A 17862-nucleotide genomic window follows, 5' to 3' on the forward strand; every position below is an offset into this window, starting at 1 on the left:
ATATGCTATTTTTTGATTAGTATAAGTTCCAGTTCTTTCTTCCAGTTATTGTATGCTTTTTGATAGGGTTCTTTATCGGTTAAGGGTGTATAGGTCAAAACATGGTCGTTGGCCATATACCCCGAAAATTTTTGATAGTCCCCGTCCACAAGTGATGCTGCCCTTGCCGCTCCAATGGCCCCGGTGGTATTGTAAATTTCAATTTCTTGTCCTATTAAAGTTGCAATGGTGTCAGAAAAAACTCGTGATCGGAACAGATTGTCATTCCCTGCTCTTATTAACTTCGCTTCAATCCCGTCGGATTTCATTATTTCAATTCCGTAAACAAACGAAAAAGCAATTCCTTCCAAGGCCGCACGGCAAATATTTGCCTTTGAATGAACATTTAAATTCAGATTAAGGATGCGTGTGCCAATCTCCCTATTCTCTAACATGCGTTCCGCACCATTACCGAAAGGAATTACACAAACTCCCTCCGACCCAACCGGCATCTCTTCTGCCAGCTCGTTCATTTCTTCATACGATGCTACGGCCAAATTGTTCAGCAACCAACGGTATTGTATTCCAGCTCCATTAATACAGAGAAGCTTTCCAATGTTCTTACAGCTATCGGAATTATAGTTGACATGAGCGAAATTATTCACTCTGGCACTTTCCTTTACCGATAGATTATCCGTCACCGCATATACCACTCCGGAAGTTCCTCCGGTGGCTGCCACTTCTCCTGGATGAAATACATTAAGTGCCAAAGCGTTGTTTGGTTGATCACCTGCCCTGTACAAAATAGGAGTTCCTACCATTAGTCCACTTTCATCCGCTCCGGACTGGGATACCGTGGATTGAATACTGAATGTATCAACAATATCCGGAATCAAGGAATGGTCAAACCCGAAATGGTCCAAAACTTCATAAGCGATAGTATCTCTTTTAAAATTCCAAAATATTCCTTCTGACAGCCCTGATATTGTAGTATTTATTTGATTGGAGAGTTTATAAGCTATAAAATCACCCGGAAGCATAATTTTATGAATCCTATTATAAATTTCCGGCTCGTTATCCTTAACCCATTTTAATTTTGAGGCCGTAAAATTAGCCGGTGAATTCAAGAGATTAGTGTCGCAAAAATTGGGTCCTATTTCGTCGTAGGCTACATTCCCAATGTTCACAGCTCGGCTATCGCACCAGATAATGGATTTCCGCAATGGATTCCCATTTTTATCCACTACGACGAGGCCGTGCATTTGGTAGGCAATTCCAATACCTTTTATTTCTCCAGCACCAACTTTGTATTTTTTCTTTAGCTTTTTGATTCCAGTACAGACATGGGACCACCAGTCCATAGGGTCCTGTTCTGCCCAACCTACTTCCATGGCCAACATGGACATTTCTTGCTCAGGCTCCTGTACCACTCCCACACTTTTACCAGAATTAATCTCCACTAAGGCAATCTTAATTGAAGAACTTCCCAAATCTATTCCTAAGTAGTACATGCAACCGTTTGAACTATTAATTTAAAAAATGATCCTTTCCAAATGTAAAAAATGTCATGACCATTTTCGTTTAAGTTTCAAATAAACCGATATGAAATCGATAAATTAAATTTTTACAAAAAATACTAAATCTATATAAAAAATTGATTTGCAATTAATTATGTGATCAAAACTCAATTATGAAAGATTTCGAAAGCGCTTTCGTAAAAGATCATACTTAAATACTGAAAATAGATAATATGATAAAATTTAATAGAATAATAAATCAAAAGGACAGTAGACTGATATGAACAGTACAGATTATCAAGATAGGGCGCGAAAAACGACTATACTATTTGGGTATTGGGTTGTTCATACCTTACTAATTCCACCTTGGTCTAGTTCCAGGAGCGAATGGAAATTTTAAGGATTTAAAATAATCAAGAGAATTAGAGGGTTTATCTACGCCTAATGGAAGTTCTTTTTTAGAAAAAGTTTGGAAATATAATAAACAAGCATCACGCCACCATTTTGCCTCTTTTAATTGTATGGTCAAAAGCATAGCCACTTCTTCATATTGAGTCCTTTTCAAATAAGGCTTAATTGATTTCCAAGTCGTGATCATCGATTCAACTTGGTCAACACCTTCTTGATATTTTAGAGCCATTTCATTCCAGAGTGTCTCCCCGTTTTTTAATTTATAATCCCAAGGAAGGTGATGAAACCATAATAAGTATTCCTTTGGGCAGGTTTCTAGATTACCGAATATCTTTTCTAGGGTTCTACTGTACTGAGCAATGGCATTACTTCCGCTAGCTGTCCGATCAAACCCAATACCATTTACATCGGCATTATGATAGTAGGTGGGGTTCCATGCGGGTCTGCTCAATTCGCTCACCCAAGGTCCAGGACCATAATGGTGACCTGTATCAAATATGTGATGTAGCCCTAATGGATTCATATAATTAACAACAGCCTCTCGGGAATTAAGCATCATTTCCCTAATAGGTTCAACAAATTTTGGGTTATTGGTGTAAGTGGCTCTCAGCCATTCTTCTGCAATAGTTTCGGAACTTAAGTAAGGATTCCAGGCCAATTTTCCAAAGCCATACCAGTTAGCTTGTGCAAAAGGATGTCCAGTCCAATTTAAATCAGTCCCAATGTTTGCCACGCCGGCCATTCCCGTTATTCTTTTGCTTTTAAAAGTACCATCAACAACCTCTGCTACCGTTGAACCCTTTTCCTTACGATAGGTTTCTGAATCCAATACTTCCTCGAAAAGTTTAGGTAAAAAAACCAAATGCGTACTAAAACCTAAATACTCCTGAGTAATTTGAAATTCTATCATTTGGGAGGTATTCGGCATAGCCCCGAACAAAGGATGAAGCGGCTCCCGTGGCTGAAAATCTATAGGGCCGTTTTTGGTCTGGACAACAACATTTTCCAAGAATTTACCATCAAGCGGCACAAACTCGGCATAGGCTTGTTTTGCTCGATCATCCGAATCGTGTTCAGAATATACAAAAGCACGCCAGATTACTGTGCCGTTGAAGGGCTTTACGGCCTTAGCTAGCATATTGGCTCCTTCTGCATGTGTTCTATCATAGTTTTGTGGTCCTGGCTGTCCTTCGGAATTGGCTTTTACCAAAAAACCGCCAAAATCCGGTATTTCCCCATAAATTTCCTTAGCCTTTGAATTCCACCATTCTTGAACATTGACGTCCAACGGATCCGCAGTGTCCAATCCACCAATTTCAACGGGAGCGGAAAACCTTGCAGTAAAGAATACTTTTATGCCATAAGACCGGAACACGTTGGCAAGTGTTGTGACTTTTTTTAGATACATGGGGGTCAACACCAAAGCATTGGCGTTTACGTTGGTCAAGGATACCGCATTAATTCCTATGGAAGCATTGGCCCGAGCATAATCTATATAGCGCGGGTCTATATACTCCGGAAGTTTTTGCCAGTTCCATATTGAAAATCCCGCATAACCCCGCTCTACGGTTCGGTCCAAATTATCCCAATGGTTGAGCATTCTTAAATCTATTTTTGGTGCATCAACCAGATTTATACTAGATAGTTTCTGACCAGTTTGCATTAAATGCAATAAGCGAAAAACACCATATAGTATTCCAATATCTTCGTTAGCACTGAGGATAAGAACAGAATTTCCGTTACTTTGAATACTTTTTAAAATGTAACCTTCTCTACCGATTTCATCAAAATCAGCCGTAAATCTATCGCTTAAATTCAAAGCTAGATTTTCCCTCTTTGAAACTATAAGGGTATTGCTGTTGGTAAGAATGGTTGCAAAATCTTGTGGTCGGCCAAGTAATTTTTCAAATCCATTTTTCAACTCCTCCCCCGCGGTATCCAAGACAGCAGTTCCTTCCTGAACATATACGTATTGAGCAATTTCAAGATACTCCTCTGAGATACTCGAATCCTGTATTTTGGAATAGCCTAACCACAAGTCATAACCTTCTTTGGCCTGCCCCAATGCGCAATTGATGCACCATAACGAAACTAAAAAAAGAACTCTTTTATTTGTCATAAACCTTATTATATAGCCAATATCAGATATCACGACAGTTCCTCATCTGTTTGTTCGGAACATCAACTTATAAAAAACCAAATGAATATATACCACTACCTTTTGGTGCATCACATAGATGATGACTATCTCCATTCGGAGTTCCTGTCACCATGAAATTAGCAAAATAGTCAGACATTCCCTTTAATGCCTCATAATCAATCGAATTACTTGGAAGATTTTCTTCGTGCTAAATATCGATTTAAAAAATCCAAATATAGAAGTTATGTTTCCCTAGAAATAACTGTGCAAGGTATTATTGTCTCAATTTGTGACAATAATGCTTTGTTTTTAGAATATTTTAGCTTTCTTTTGAAAAAAATAAAATTTTGACCGAAAGCATCAAAAGGCAATTACCATCATATGAGGAATTTATCCCCAATTTGGCCTTTGATTCGGTTATTTTTGGGTTTAATGGAAAACAACTCAAAATCCTTATTCTTGAATACCATAATACCGGTTTTTTCGCTTTGCCGGGAGGTTTCATTAAACGAAAGGAAAATCTACAGGATGCAGTAACTAGAGGTCTAAAGGAAAGAACAGGTCTGGACAATATATATCTGGAACAGTTCTATACTTTCGGCGACACCCGACGATCGGATCCCAAAACTATGAAGACTATTCTTGAGGCGAACGGGTTTCAGGTGAAGCGTGATCATTGGTTATTTGATAGATTCTTGTCTGTTGCCTATTATGCTCTAATCAATTATAATGAAGTTAATCCCAAACCTGATGAATTATCTGATTCAATCAATTGGTATCCTGTTCAGGAATTACCGGAACTGATGATGGACCATAAACAAATCGTTGAAATCGCACTGAAAAAATTGCGTGATAGCCTTGATGAAAAATTAGTGGGAATGAACCTCCTACCCCCAAAATTTACGATGAAAGAACTCCAAAAAGTCTATGAAGCCATCATAGGTGAAAAATTAAGGCGTACCTCTTTCCAACGAAAGATGCTTAGTAAAGATTTATTGGAACGACATGAAAAATTATTTACCGGCGGAGCTCATAAAGCACCTTTTGTTTATAGTTTTAAATCATTTGAAAATCAGAGTTTACAAATAGAATCCCTTTAAAATTTAAATAAATATAAAATAGAAAGTCATGAAAAAATTAGTGGTAACATTCCTAATAACCCTATTCATTGGGGCGCTCTTTGCCTGTAAGGAGACAAAAAAAGAAGAAAAGGAGGAGGTTGTTGACGCAAATGCAGCACTCCCGAGTGAAGTGGAGAAATATGGAGGCTTAGCTCTATATACCGTTCGTGATGATATGTCAAGAGATGCAAAGTCAACCCTAAAGGCTGTTGCGGATGCTGGATATCAAAACATAGAAGCTGCAAATTATTCGGATGGTAGATTCTATTCTATGTTACCTCACGAATTTAAAGCTTATTTAGAAGATATAGGATTAAATCCTGTTAGTACACATCAAGGTTCTGTAACCTTGGACAATGCCGACGAAATGATGGCAGACGTCAAAGCAGCTGGTTTTGAATATTTCGTTATTCCCGTTCCTCCAATGGGCATGTTTGAATTTAATGCTGAGAACAGGACTATGAGCATGAATGGAAGTGTCAAGGAATTGGCCAATATCTTGGATACACTTGGGGGAAAAGCGAATGCGGCAGGACTTAAACTGTTGTATCACAACCATGATTTCGAGTTTAAAGAGAATTCCGACGGAATTGTGCCCATAGATTATCTATTGAAAAACTGCAATCCTGATTTGGTGAATTTTCAGATGGATTTGTATTGGGTTACTAAAGCTGGAGCTGATCCTCTAGCCTATTTTGAAAAATATCCGGGTAGATTTAAAATTTGGCATGTGAAAGACATGGATGACCAAGGAAGATTTGCTCCGGTAGGAAAAGGAACTATTGACTTTGAAAGGATTCTGGCCAATAAAGAACAATCGGGAATGAAATATTATATGGTGGAACAAGATATGACCTTTGATGGACTAGAGCCTCTAGAGGCTATTAAGATTAGTCATGAAGGTTTAAGTGAGATTGGTTTCAAATAAAAAACAGCCACTAAAATTTAGATAAAATGAAAAGACTTAAAAGTATATCAATTATAACGCTCTTAATGTTGCTAGGTTTTTCGGTAACTGCCCAGAATGTAGTATTAACGGGATCACAAGTGCCTGTAACCATTACAGATAATGGCAAAATTCGCGGTTACGTCCATAATGACATTGTTACCTATAAAGGCATCCCTTACGGTACGGCAAAACGATTTGAAGCAGCAGTAAAACCAGTTGCATGGGATGGCGTTAAAAGCACAACGATGTACGGACCCGTGTCTCCATTGATTAAACCTACAACGGTGATACAGGATGAACCTGAATTTGTTTTTGATCACGACTGGGGCTTCCCCAACGAAGATTGTCTGAGCTTGAATGTTTGGACACCAGAGGCATCAGACGCCAAGAAAAGACCAGTGATGTTTTGGATTCATGGGGGTGGCTTTACAGCTGGTTCTAGCCATGAACTTCCATCCTATGATGGTGAAAATTTGGCAAAAAAAGGAGATGTGGTGGTCGTAAGTATTAATCACCGCTTAAATGTGTTGGGCTTTTTGGACCTTTCGGCCTACGGTGAGAAATACCGGCATTCAGCCAATAACAGCATACTAGATATGGTACTCGCCTTAGAATGGGTAAGAGACAACATTTCCAATTTTGGAGGTGACCCAAATAACGTTACTATTTTTGGGCAATCTGGCGGTGGCGCAAAGGTGAATACCCTAATGGCAATGCCAAAGGCAAAAGGTCTGTTCCATAAAGCAATTAACCAAAGTGGATCTTTTAGGTCAAGTATGTTGGAAAAAGAAGATACACAGGACATTGCCAAGGAGACATTGTCACAACTTGGGTTGGACAAGGCTTCGGTGGACAGCATTCAAAATATCCCTTTTGAAATATTGGCCGAGGCAAGCAGCAAGGCATTGAGTGTCGTAGCCGAAAAAATGAAAGTTGCAGGGAAACAAATAATTGGTTTTGGCCTTAATTGGGGACCAAGTCGCGATGGCAAGGACCTACCCTATCAAATAGGTTCACCTGAAGCCTTGGAAATGTCAAAAAATATACCTCTATTGATTGGCACGGCGAAGAATGAATTTGCACCATTTGCCAACATGAGGTTTGTAGGTGCATCCGAGGAAACCATAATGAACCACATAAAAGAAACCTACAAAGACAAAGCAGATATATATATAGCGGCCGTTAAGAAAGCCTATCCAAACGATACGGACCCCAAAGATCTACTAGATGTGGATACGATGTTTAGACCAGGAGCAGTGGTACAGGCCAATGAAAAATCTGCAGTAAAGGATGGTGCCCCGGTCTACATGTATTTATTCACCTGGCAATCTCCGGTATTTGATGGAAAATTCAAGGCATTACATTGTATGGAACTACCCTTTATGTTCAATAATATAAACTTGGCAAACCATATGACAGGAGGTGGGGAAGAAGCCCATTTGCTTGCCGAAAAAATGAGTGGAGCATGGCTTAATTTCGCGAAAACTGGTAACCCGAATTATTCTAATTTACCAGAATGGCCTGCGTACAATAACTCAAATACCGCTACAATGCACTTTGACACAAGCTGTGACGTCAAGCCGCAAATGGACAAAGAGTTATTCGCTATAGTTGAAGGTAATTAATCAAATTTATACTCATGCAATTCAATAAAGTAAATTCAATTGTTCCTGTTTTAGTGGCGTTATTTTTTTTAGAAAGTTGTGGCGAAAAATTTACGTCTATAGAAAAAGATGGTTTTGTCCAGATTTCAAATGCCGATGGAAGTATCCTAGGGTACAATCCTGAATCCGGTGTTAAATTATTGACCGTGGACAGATATGCCTTCAAGGATTTGAATAAAAATGGAACCTTGGATACCTATGAAGATTGGCGTTTGCCCGTAAACGTGCGCGCTAAGGATTTGGCCAAACAAATGAGCCTTGAAGATATCGCTGGTTTGATGTTGTATAGTTCACACCAATCTTTACCGGGCAGGAGTCGTGGTTTTGGCTCATCTACCTACAATGGCCAGAAATTCGCTGAAAGTGGTGCAAAGGCTAGTGATTTATCTGATGAACAAAAGAAATTCTTGACCGATGACCATTTGCGCCACGTATTGATTACATCGGTAGAGAGCCCAGCTGTTGCGGCCCAATGGAACAATAACGCACAGGCTTTTGCTGAAGGTCTGTATTTGGGTATTCCGGTGAATACAAGTTCCGACCCTCGACATGGTAGCGACTCATATGCGGAGTATAATGCTGGTGCCGGTGGAGATATTTCTATGTGGCCAGGCACTTTAGGTATTGCGGCCTCTTTTGACCCTGACTTGATGGAACAATTCGGCGAAATTGCCTCAAAGGAATATAGAGCATTGGGTATTTCTACAGCCCTGTCTCCTCAAATAGATTTGGCTACAGAACCCCGTTGGAGTCGTTTTGACGGTACCATGGGCGAAGACCCTGATTTGGCCACTGATCTGGCGAGGGCCTATGTAGATGGATTCCAGTCCACCGAGGGTGGCGATTGGGGAATGGAGAGCGTCAATGCCATGGTAAAACATTGGCCTGGCGGTGGTCCGGAAGAAGGTGGGCGTGACGGCCATTTTGGATATGGTGCCTATGCCGTGTATCCCGGAAAAAATATTAAGGACCACATCAAGCCTTTTACTGAAGGAGCTTTTAAGTTAGACGGTCCAACAGAAATGGCCTCAGCCGTAATGCCGTATTATACAATCTCTACAGGGCATGGTGAAAATGTCGCCAACGGATACAATAAGTATCTCATCACCGATGTCTTGAGAGGGGAGTATGGCTATGAGGGCGTATTATGTACGGATTGGGGAATCACCAGAGATATTACCTCTGTATCTAAATTCGAAGGCAAACCTTTTGGTGTGGAAGGCTTATCCGTTGCAGAACGTCATTATAAGGCAATAGATGCGGGAATGGACCAATTTGGAGGCAATAATGACATGGCACCTGTTTTGGAAGCTTATGAAATCGGAGTCGCCAAATTAGGTAAAGAAGCGATGCGTGCCCGTTTTGAAGAATCCGCCGTCCGCTTATTAACCAATATTTTTAGGGTCGGCCTTTTTGAAAATCCTTATTTGGATGTTGCCGAAACAAAGGCTATTGTTGGTAATAGTGAGTTTATGAAAGCTGGTTTTGATGCGCAATTGAAGTCCATCGTAATGCTAAAGAACAGTAACGAGATCCTTCCGGTGAAAACCAAACAAAAAGTATATGTCCCACAGCGCTACATTGCACCAACGACCAACTGGTGGGGCATAACTACAGAACCAAAAACGATAGACCCCTTTAATATGGAATTGGTTACCAAATACTTTAACGTAGTGGATACACCTGGGGAAGCGGATTTTGCATTAGTTGGCATAGAAAGTCCAAACGGAGGCGTTGGTTATGATGAAGCCGATTTGAAAAAGGGAGGTAACGGTTACGTGCCGATCAATTTACAGTATGGCCCTTATACGGCAGATATCGCCAGAGAAGTTAGTCTGGCCGGTGGTAGTCCGTTAGAAGATTTTACCAATAGAAGTTATAAGGGAAAATCAACGGCCACCATTAATACGACAGATATGCAACTGGTAAAGGATACTAAAATGAAAATGGGTGATAAACCCGTAATTGTATCTATAAAGGTAGCCAAGCCTATGGTATTTTCTGAAATTGAAGGCAGTGCTGCTGCCATACTAGTGCATATGGGCGTTCAAGACCAAGCCTTAATGGAAATCATGACCGGAGCTGCAGAACCTTCAGGTTTACTGCCATTTCAAATGCCTGCCGATATGTTGACCGTAGAGGCACAATTTGAAGATTTACCAAGGGATATGAAGCCCTACACCGATGCAGATGGTAATGTTTATGATTTTGCATTTGGATTAAATTGGAAGGGAAAAATTGAAGACGACCGGGTGAAAAGTTATAAATAGACTTTTAACCTTAGACCACATTTTTGCTAAAACAAAAACCAATTTCGTCATGATATGATTTAGACTGCTCAACAATATACTAATTGGATTACGGGCCTCACTTTTTATCATTAGGGCCTAAAGGCCTGTTATGAAAGAATCAAAAAAACTTACTGATAAAATTTCTAGGTAATACTCTATGCCACCAGTAATCATAATAATGATTCTGATAGGAAAAACACTGAAACTTCCATGAGTGTGGCAAAAAACCATTCTTTTTTTGAACCATTAGTTTGATAATATCATCGACATGGCAGAAGAAAATGAAATACAATAACTTTCCAATAGAAATATCGGCTTATACTAAGAGACAAATTCAAAAGACTAGCCATATGAAATGATAAGCGATTGGGAAAATAACAATTTAATTACCTTAGGGAAACCTACACTTCGAATAAGCTCAAGATTCCTGAGTAAGATATCCGTACGTCCTTTTTACTATTTCAATTCTAGGTAAATGGTTATTTGAGAATACCCCGTCTTAATTGGCCTTGAGAACCCTAAATAGGTATCTAGACAGAATATAAACTGAACGTAAGATTTTGAGAAAAAATTAAGCATTTTAAGCCAAGTTCGCAAAATTGCGCACTTTAAAGCCCATTTAGTATTTTACCTAGAATCAAAAAAATCTGATAATCAATGATCATTAGATTCTTAAGCGTTAATATCGGGGTTGCAATATCAATTTCGTTCATCTCGAATGGAGAGATTGTTGCAAATTAAAGCAAATCTTAAATTTATTTAAAAACAAAAAAGTCCTGGTAGAAAGTTAGCTTTTCTTTGAGGACTTTTTCACTTTAACTTGACGGGATGGCAGAGTTAGAACTCCTACCCTCTTCTTTTAATAACCAGTATTTTACATTCTATTTTTCAACATAGGTAACCGATTAGGTCTACCTGAAAGGCTTTTTGACGCTTTCCTAACCAAAAATAGGAAAAGAGTGCCAAAACTATATAAATTGATTTGAATTTATTTTTTACACTAGAGACATTCATATAAAAAATTAAACTCAATCCATTTGCAATAACACTCACATTTAATAAGCATTAAATAATGTACTATTCAAAATATCATAAATCGTTCGTTTGATCAAACTTCAAAAATTAATTTAATAATCATTTTACACAAACAGTGTTTAACCCCAGTTGACTTTATTATTAGTACCAAAAGTAAAATAGAAAACAAATTTCCTTGAAATTCCCTAGCTTAACCTTAATTAGTCAACATTTAATAAAATATTTGTTCATATGGTCCCAAAGTATACGCTCTTATATAACTATCCTACATTGTAGATGGATTTTGATATGTAGAATAAATGCATCCACAGACTGAATTTAATCAAAATTTTGCTACAACAGAAACTTCGATTATCTAGAGACATTCTTCGGCTTTTGAATACATCCTAATAAAATTATAGAATGCGAAAAACAAAATTCTCATATTTCGATCTATTTTGAAACTGCTCTGATTCAGAAAAACTATTGACCAGTCAACTGACTATTTAAATCTATGTGATAAAAATATTCTTTCAACCAATGCTTGGTTGGTAGGACTATAACAATATATCCTATTTAGGTTAACTCCATCCTTTTTATCCGAATAGAAAGAAAACCTTTCTTGCAACTCTCCAACTCTTTTTTCTAAAACAATTTTAGAATGGATTCCACCTACCCTTAGTTCTTTAAAGCGGATTGTTTCACTATTCTGTTTAATGTCATCGATTGAAGAAAAGGAAAAAACTCCATAATCGAAATACAGGGTATCTTTATTATTGGTGAGCCCTCCGTAAAAGCCGTCAGTGCCTTGGGGATAAAATCGAAACCAGTCTTTAGGTGTGACCAAAGTGAATTTATCGAAATCAATTTTTTGTTCTTTAGCAGAATTAAATCCACCATCTTTATTACAGCCAAAAATGAAAAATGCTATATTAATAATTACCAGTATTTTTCTTTTTATAAAAATCATAATTAGTTTCAATTAAAATTTGTTTTAATAATAATATTTGCGGATGCATCAAACAATTCTAGTTTTGCTTTAGTGTTTAGTTGATGAATTGCTTTTCAGTATTTATGAAGCATTCACTCTTAATTGAGCTTCTCATTTGGGAATTATTGATGACCCAAGATTCACCCAAAAGGGAAGAATAACATATTTCAATATCGATGCTTTCCAGTTCAGGAAGTAGATTTTGGGTAAGATTATTCCAAGCAATAAAGAATAAGTCCACAGACTCCCCATCAGTAATCATCTGTTCACTAATGCTATTTGATCTCATGCTATTATAGTTGACCTGCTCCCCTTCTGGCATAAAACTATTCACCAGATCTTGCCAATTCTGAAAATGGTTGCCATCATATGAAACTTGATAGGTATTTATCTGCGCAAGACCATTACCACTATTTTTTAGAACATACCCGAATCCCTCTGAATTGTAAATTCGTTTTATGGTCAAGAAAGAGTACATGCTTGCCCGTTGCTGGGTTCGCATGATACGTATTTCCTGCACAGAAACTATAAGCGCACATATACTTACAAAAAGTGCCGATAACGCGACCATCATATTTATAGCCGGTTTTCTTATAAGGAACTTGAGCTTTTTCATCTTATATACGAGAATTTATTTCGGATGAACCGCTCACCAGTTTCGATAATTTCTACATGCTTTGTAATCTCCAAAGTCCTTTTGTTAAAATAAATTTCCCTAATCATTCTGGCCTCCCTGTCCTTGTCTTCTCCCATAAATTCCGTTTGAATTATTGTACTTCCATCTTTGGAAGATTCAACTCTTAGAATAGGCTCATTATTGAGCGTGTAAGGATTCTGTGATATTTTCCATTCTTCCCTACTATTGGCATGCGGTTCTTCAGGGTATTCAGTTATTTTGATGAGCTGGCCTTCCTCTATTTGAAAACGTGCATTCGTAGGGATGCTCATTTCGCCATCACCACTATAGCTTTGATAGGTAAGCTGTCCGGTCCACTTATCCCCGAGAAGATCATTGAAGTCATTGATTGTTAATTTTTCCTGTGAAAAAGAGACAAAAGTTGACATATAAAGCGCGGTAATAAGTATTGTTTTCATAAAAATAGATTTTTAGGATATAGGTGATTAATTTTTAGGTTGATTGGATGTTCTATTCAAACACACAATGCCCAATAGACATAGCGAACTGGAAATAATAATTATCAAAATATAGTTCTGCAGACCGCCCAACATATCTATATAGTCCAGTTCCATGACATCCAAATTATCCTTTAAATAAAATCTGGAGAAAAAACCAATTGCGTTTACGCAGAAATGTACTAGAATACATAGCTTTAAATCCTTGAATTTGTAATAGAGCCAACCTGAAAAAATTCCAATTAAAAATGCGGTTACAAATTGCCAAGGATTTAAGTGTACTATACCGAAGAGAAAGCTTGAAAGTAATACTGCTTTTATTGGGGAGATGGTTTTGAGCAATCCCCTCAATATAACTCCGCGAAAGATGTATTCCTCAAAAATAGGGGCTAAGATTACCACCATCAAGAAAGAATATATTCCTGTCTGATGTATTAATTCTGCTATTGCATCTTTTATAGCCTCCGGCATGGGTATAAGGCTGCTTATAGGATTTATAATTCCAAGAAAAAGAATGAGGGAGAGAAGGGTTACTATGGTGGTTACTTTCCAACTCCAAGAACCATCCTTAAAAACCTTCAAATGATTTTTGTTTTTCCTTCTAAAAACAAAAAAAGAATTGCTGCGACCAAACCTACTGAAAGGACGTATTGAAGCAGTAATAAAAATTCCGAGTCAAATCCATAATATTGCTCAATTATTGTTTTCGTGATAACGGTTACTATAATAATGATGGACATTAAGATTGTCAATAGTATGGATTGCCACCAATTGGGAAATGTGTTCACTGAATTCATAAGCTATTTTCAAAATTTTTTCGTAGTTGTGCAATTGCCCTTATCGCATCCTTGTCGTTTTTAAAGTATGCTTTTAGTTGTTCAAAAACCTCGATTCCTTTTGGGTTGGCCAATACGGACACCAATTGTGCATTATAGAACATATCATTTATATTTCCTGTTTTCAATGCATCTTGAAACTGTATGTAGATTTTATCATAAGCCTCGTCAACCTTTCCCAAAGCAACCAAGGTGTGAGCGGCGGCAATTCGATGATCCCAAATGGGTACCCCTAAATTCCAATGGGGGTTATCGGAGTCAGTTAGCGATTGTAATGCCAAACCATAAGCTCTCGGGTCTTCCAGTTCTTTGAATCCATGTAATGCACTGATAAGGCTTTGGTTCTTCCAAGAGGGTTTGCTAGGTAAATTTTTAAGGGCTTCATACGCTCTTGAATCTTTTGTTTTTCCGAGGGCTATAGCCGACATAAAAACAACCCGGTCGCTATAATCTTTCAGTCCGTCCAAATACCTCGGGACATATTTTTTATCCTTGGTCGTTCCGAGGAAGTTAGTTGCCCAAGCCTTTACCCAAGATTTTTCGCGCTTGTTAAGCGTGAGCAACATTTGCTCCGTCTCTTTGTTGAGCTTCAAAGGCTGGCTAACAAACCTTGAACTATACATACTTTGCAATTGCCAAAGGGCAATCAAACGCATACGCCAGTAGTCCTCAGTTAGCGCTGAATTCCTTAGAGCCGCTTCGATATTTAAACGAGTATTTTCATCGACATTTTTGTCCACTGCGGTGGTCGTCAGTTTTTGCATAATCAAACGGCGATGCAATACATCATTGCTCAGGGCAAGCTCAGCCAGAAGTTGGGCGGTGGTTTTTTCGAAAGCAACCTCCTTAATCCAAGTATCCTCAACGTCAAGATTTATCAGTTCTGGTTTTTGATCGGATATAAAAACAAAACTGTTTTTCTTTTGGGATTCAATTTGAATCTCTTCAAATCTGTCGTCGATTTCAACAAGCATTTTCCCCTGGAAATAGGGAATCTTTTTTCCATTAACCACGGAATCGATTTTTTGATCTTGAAATACGTCGATTACAAGCTTTTTTTCGATAGTGTCATATTGCTCTTCCACCCTAAATTTTGGGTGCCCAACTCCAAAAACCCATTGTTCAAAAAACCAATCCATGGATTTTCCGTTGACCTCATTGACCACTTTAACAAAATCTTCGGTGGCTACCATTTTGCCCCCAAATCGGGATACATATGTCTCGACGCCTTCTTTCCATTTAGCCTCTCCTAACTCCTTTCGCAACATATGCAAGACCAAAGCTCCTTTTGCATAGGGGGTGTTGCCATTTATGAATTTTTCGGTATTCTTAATTAAATCGGGGGCTATTATGGTGTTAGTACCGCTTTTCCAATCACTTAGATAGGCATTTAAATCAGGTGACAATTGATAGGTCAGAAACTCGGTGTTTCCGTTTTTATATTGGTTGTAAAGCCCGGAGAAATATCTTGCGAATCCTTTGGTCAGCCAAGCATCTTTCCAGCTTTTTGGCTTTAAATAACTCCCGAACCACTGGTGTGCCAGGGCTTCGCCCTCGGTCAAATCCCACCCGTATAAGAAATCTTCGTGGGTGGTCTTGTCGTCGATCATGTTTTCGGTAATGATGGAATTTCCCTGTGCTCCTTTCCAGCCACCAAAATCCTGTACAAAAATCTGGGTGTATTCGGGGTAGGGATATACTTGACCGGTGTATTCCGAAAAGAATCCCATCATATCAGGAAGCCGCACCACACTTTCCTTGGTGCCCTCTCTTTCATCGGGATAGCCATAGTTGTTCAGTACAATATTCCCGAAGGATTGTCCGTAATTGTCGTATTCTCCAATGACCAAAAAGGTCTGATGTGGAGGATTTGGAATGAGGGTTTTCCAATGGAAGGTTCTTTTTGAGCCATCTCCATCCGCTGACGAAACCAAAATTCCATTCGATAAAGCCATCAAAGGTTTCTCAACATGAATAATTACTTCGGTAGTTCTTACATCGGACAGGTCATCATTCGTAGGATACCAGTATTTACTGGATTCCGGTTCACTTACCGTCCAAACCTGAAAACGGCGCTCTTTTTCTGTAAGGGATGGCTCGAAAAAGCGTACTCCCTTACCAAAGCTTCCCCAGATATTATTTGGGTCCGACTCGTTTTTATGTGTTGTTCGAAATGTAATTTCCAACTCGATTTCCTCATTGGCTTGAGCTCTATTGCCAAGTTGAATGTGGACCTTTTCATTTACCGTATCCATTTGAAAATCCAATAATTTACCTTCATGCAATACGGAGTCAATAAGTAATTCAGCTGCATCAAGTTTCACTTTTATTGTTTCAACGAATGATGAAAATAGTATGGTTGTTTTTCCTTTTATCGCTTTTTCTTGCCAGTCCAACTCGATTTCGAGGGATTGGTGTTTTATGTCCAATTTCTTCCCGATATTCTCTGGAGTGATTTTGTCCGTTTTTCCAGCACAAGCAAGGATAAGCAATGACAGGGCAAGGGTGTACATATTTTTCATAGTCAAATTTTTAGAAAGAACCGTTCTTTAGATTTTGAAGTTGCCCCAATGCGTCGATAAAACTTAATCGCTCTTGTATTAAAATCAGGAGTTTGCCATTGGATTAACTTGATTCCTTTTGCTCTTCCTTCTTCTTTAATTTTATTGATTAACCTCTCTCCAATTCGAAGCCCTCTAGCAAATTCCTTTACGAAAAGGCAATCCATATAGATATATTCTTCGACATCCCAAGTGGCGTACTGTTTCATGTATGTGGCATAGGCGATAATCTCATTATTGCTTTCACCCACGATACATTCAAGTTTTTTATTGGTTCCGAACAATGCATCCTTCAAAGGCTCTTTTTTCCCTTCTTTCGAATATTCTGATTGTTCATAATCGGCATGTTCTAGACATAAACTGATGATGTCTTCAGTATCCTTTGGTTCTGCGAATCGAATGTTTATCGAGATTTTCATGTGTCTCTATTCCTTTAAATATTCAAATGTGTCAACCATGATATATTTTGGACTTCTGCTTATGAAGTCCCTAAAAAATGCCGTATGGCTGGCACCCATAAGGATAAACACTCTATCGGATGGTTTTAAGTCAATACGGTTTAGATTAGTGTACATTCTCAGGTTGCGTTGATAATATTTGGCTGCCTCATCGGCTCCCTCGAATCCATTTTCGGTTGCCGCGTGGGTAAGAATGTCCGCATTTGAGGTAATTAAGAAATCGAGGAACTTGTCACGGTTCATACGCTTTAGCATTTCGAACAAGGCCAACCCTTCCTCATGAGGGTTTAAATGGGGTATGTCAGCATAGCGGTCTTTAAAATAGTGTTCTAGGGTTTCACGGTCGACCGTATTATCAATCTCCCTATCTATTTTGTAATTGTAGCCCATTTTATGGTCAATACCGTAAATTCTATCCGTACTGGAAAGCCGTCCCAATTCAAAGGCCAATAGCTCCACTTCATCGGGTCTCTTAAACTCCATACTGGGGTCTGCTAGATACGCTTTGTAGTTGGCCAGTAGTTTGTCGTTATAGCTCGGTGTTGTTTCCGCTATAATAACGGTTGGTCTAAATGCGGCCAGTTTTTTTGCAACGGCATGGGCCGCTTTCTTGTTCTTCTCATTTTTTTCGTCGAACTCGGTTTTGGTTGCATCGGTAGTTGTGCCCATATGAAAGGTCCCAAAATTTAGCACCTTAATTTTGTCGGTTTCCTCTCCTTTAAGGCGCTTTGAGTTTTGGGCAATTATCGTGCTTGCCACTAGGAATAAGAATGGAATTATGAGTCTTTTCATGTTG

Annotated in this window: 13 protein-coding genes; 4 read left to right on the forward strand and 9 right to left on the reverse strand. The window is 38.6% G+C overall.

The genetic code is table 11. The features are described from left to right. Positions 1 to 5 precede the first annotated feature (5 nt). Together N8A89_RS01340 and N8A89_RS01345 are read right to left on the reverse strand one after the other, a co-directional pair. A complete protein-coding gene (locus tag N8A89_RS01340; RefSeq protein ID WP_289644740.1) occupies positions 6 to 1490 on the reverse strand; it encodes a xylulokinase in 1485 nt (494 codons plus the stop codon). 361 nt (positions 1491 to 1851) lie between these two features. Continuing rightward, positions 1852 to 4026 carry an alpha-glucuronidase family glycosyl hydrolase gene (locus N8A89_RS01345; protein ID WP_289644741.1) on the reverse strand — a complete coding sequence of 725 codons (2175 nt, stop codon included), beginning with the start codon at positions 4024 to 4026 and terminating at the stop codon, positions 1852 to 1854. Between the two features lie 368 nt (positions 4027 to 4394). On the opposite strand from N8A89_RS01345, the gene N8A89_RS01350 reads away from it, so the two are divergent. Genes N8A89_RS01350 through N8A89_RS01365 form a run of 4 tightly spaced genes read left to right on the forward strand, consistent with a single transcriptional unit; the run spans position 4395 to position 10051 of the window. Continuing rightward, on the forward strand, positions 4395 to 5147 hold the full coding sequence (locus N8A89_RS01350) for an NUDIX hydrolase (RefSeq protein WP_281540644.1): 753 nt from the start codon (positions 4395 to 4397) through the stop codon (positions 5145 to 5147). A gap of 28 nt (positions 5148 to 5175) precedes the next feature. Beyond that, positions 5176 to 6096 (forward strand): sugar phosphate isomerase/epimerase family protein, encoded by a 921-nt coding sequence (locus tag N8A89_RS01355; RefSeq protein ID WP_281540645.1) that lies wholly within the window; start codon positions 5176 to 5178, stop codon positions 6094 to 6096. 26 nt (positions 6097 to 6122) lie between these two features. Beyond that, positions 6123 to 7742 (forward strand): carboxylesterase/lipase family protein, encoded by a 1620-nt coding sequence (locus tag N8A89_RS01360; RefSeq protein ID WP_281540646.1) that lies wholly within the window; start codon positions 6123 to 6125, stop codon positions 7740 to 7742. A 14-nt stretch (positions 7743 to 7756) separates the two neighbouring features. Further along, entirely contained in the window at positions 7757 to 10051 is a 2295-nt protein-coding gene (locus N8A89_RS01365; protein WP_289644742.1) for a glycoside hydrolase family 3 protein, read from the forward strand. A gap of 1537 nt (positions 10052 to 11588) precedes the next feature. Here the strand turns inward: N8A89_RS01365 and N8A89_RS01370 are convergent. From N8A89_RS01370 to N8A89_RS01400, 7 genes are all read right to left on the reverse strand, one after another. Further along, positions 11589 to 12056 (reverse strand): hypothetical protein, encoded by a 468-nt coding sequence (locus tag N8A89_RS01370; RefSeq protein ID WP_289644743.1) that lies wholly within the window; start codon positions 12054 to 12056, stop codon positions 11589 to 11591. A gap of 76 nt (positions 12057 to 12132) precedes the next feature. Next, complete coding sequence (locus tag N8A89_RS01375) at positions 12133 to 12693, reverse strand: hypothetical protein (protein ID WP_281540649.1); 561 nt, start codon at positions 12691 to 12693, stop codon at positions 12133 to 12135. Further along, a complete protein-coding gene (locus N8A89_RS01380; protein WP_281540650.1) occupies positions 12690 to 13172 on the reverse strand; it encodes a hypothetical protein in 483 nt (160 codons plus the stop codon). Before N8A89_RS01380 ends, N8A89_RS01375 begins: the two co-directional genes overlap by 4 nt. A gap of 27 nt (positions 13173 to 13199) precedes the next feature. Continuing rightward, positions 13200 to 13793, reverse strand: coding sequence for a CPBP family intramembrane glutamic endopeptidase (locus N8A89_RS01385; protein ID WP_281540651.1), 594 nt, complete (start codon positions 13791 to 13793; stop codon positions 13200 to 13202). A gap of 211 nt (positions 13794 to 14004) precedes the next feature. Next, positions 14005 to 16569 carry a M1 family aminopeptidase gene (locus N8A89_RS01390; protein ID WP_281540652.1) on the reverse strand — a complete coding sequence of 855 codons (2565 nt, stop codon included), beginning with the start codon at positions 16567 to 16569 and terminating at the stop codon, positions 14005 to 14007. 2 nt (positions 16570 to 16571) lie between these two features. Further along, on the reverse strand, positions 16572 to 17027 hold the full coding sequence (locus tag N8A89_RS01395; protein ID WP_281540653.1) for a GNAT family N-acetyltransferase: 456 nt from the start codon (positions 17025 to 17027) through the stop codon (positions 16572 to 16574). 6 nt (positions 17028 to 17033) lie between these two features. Further along, positions 17034 to 17858, reverse strand: a complete 825-nt coding sequence (locus N8A89_RS01400) for a DUF5694 domain-containing protein (RefSeq protein WP_281540654.1) — start codon at positions 17856 to 17858, stop codon at positions 17034 to 17036. Between the last annotated feature and the right edge of the window lie 4 nt (positions 17859 to 17862).

The sequence above is a fragment of the Maribacter aestuarii genome, from assembly GCF_027474845.2.
Lineage (GTDB): Bacteria > Bacteroidota > Bacteroidia > Flavobacteriales > Flavobacteriaceae > Maribacter > Maribacter aestuarii.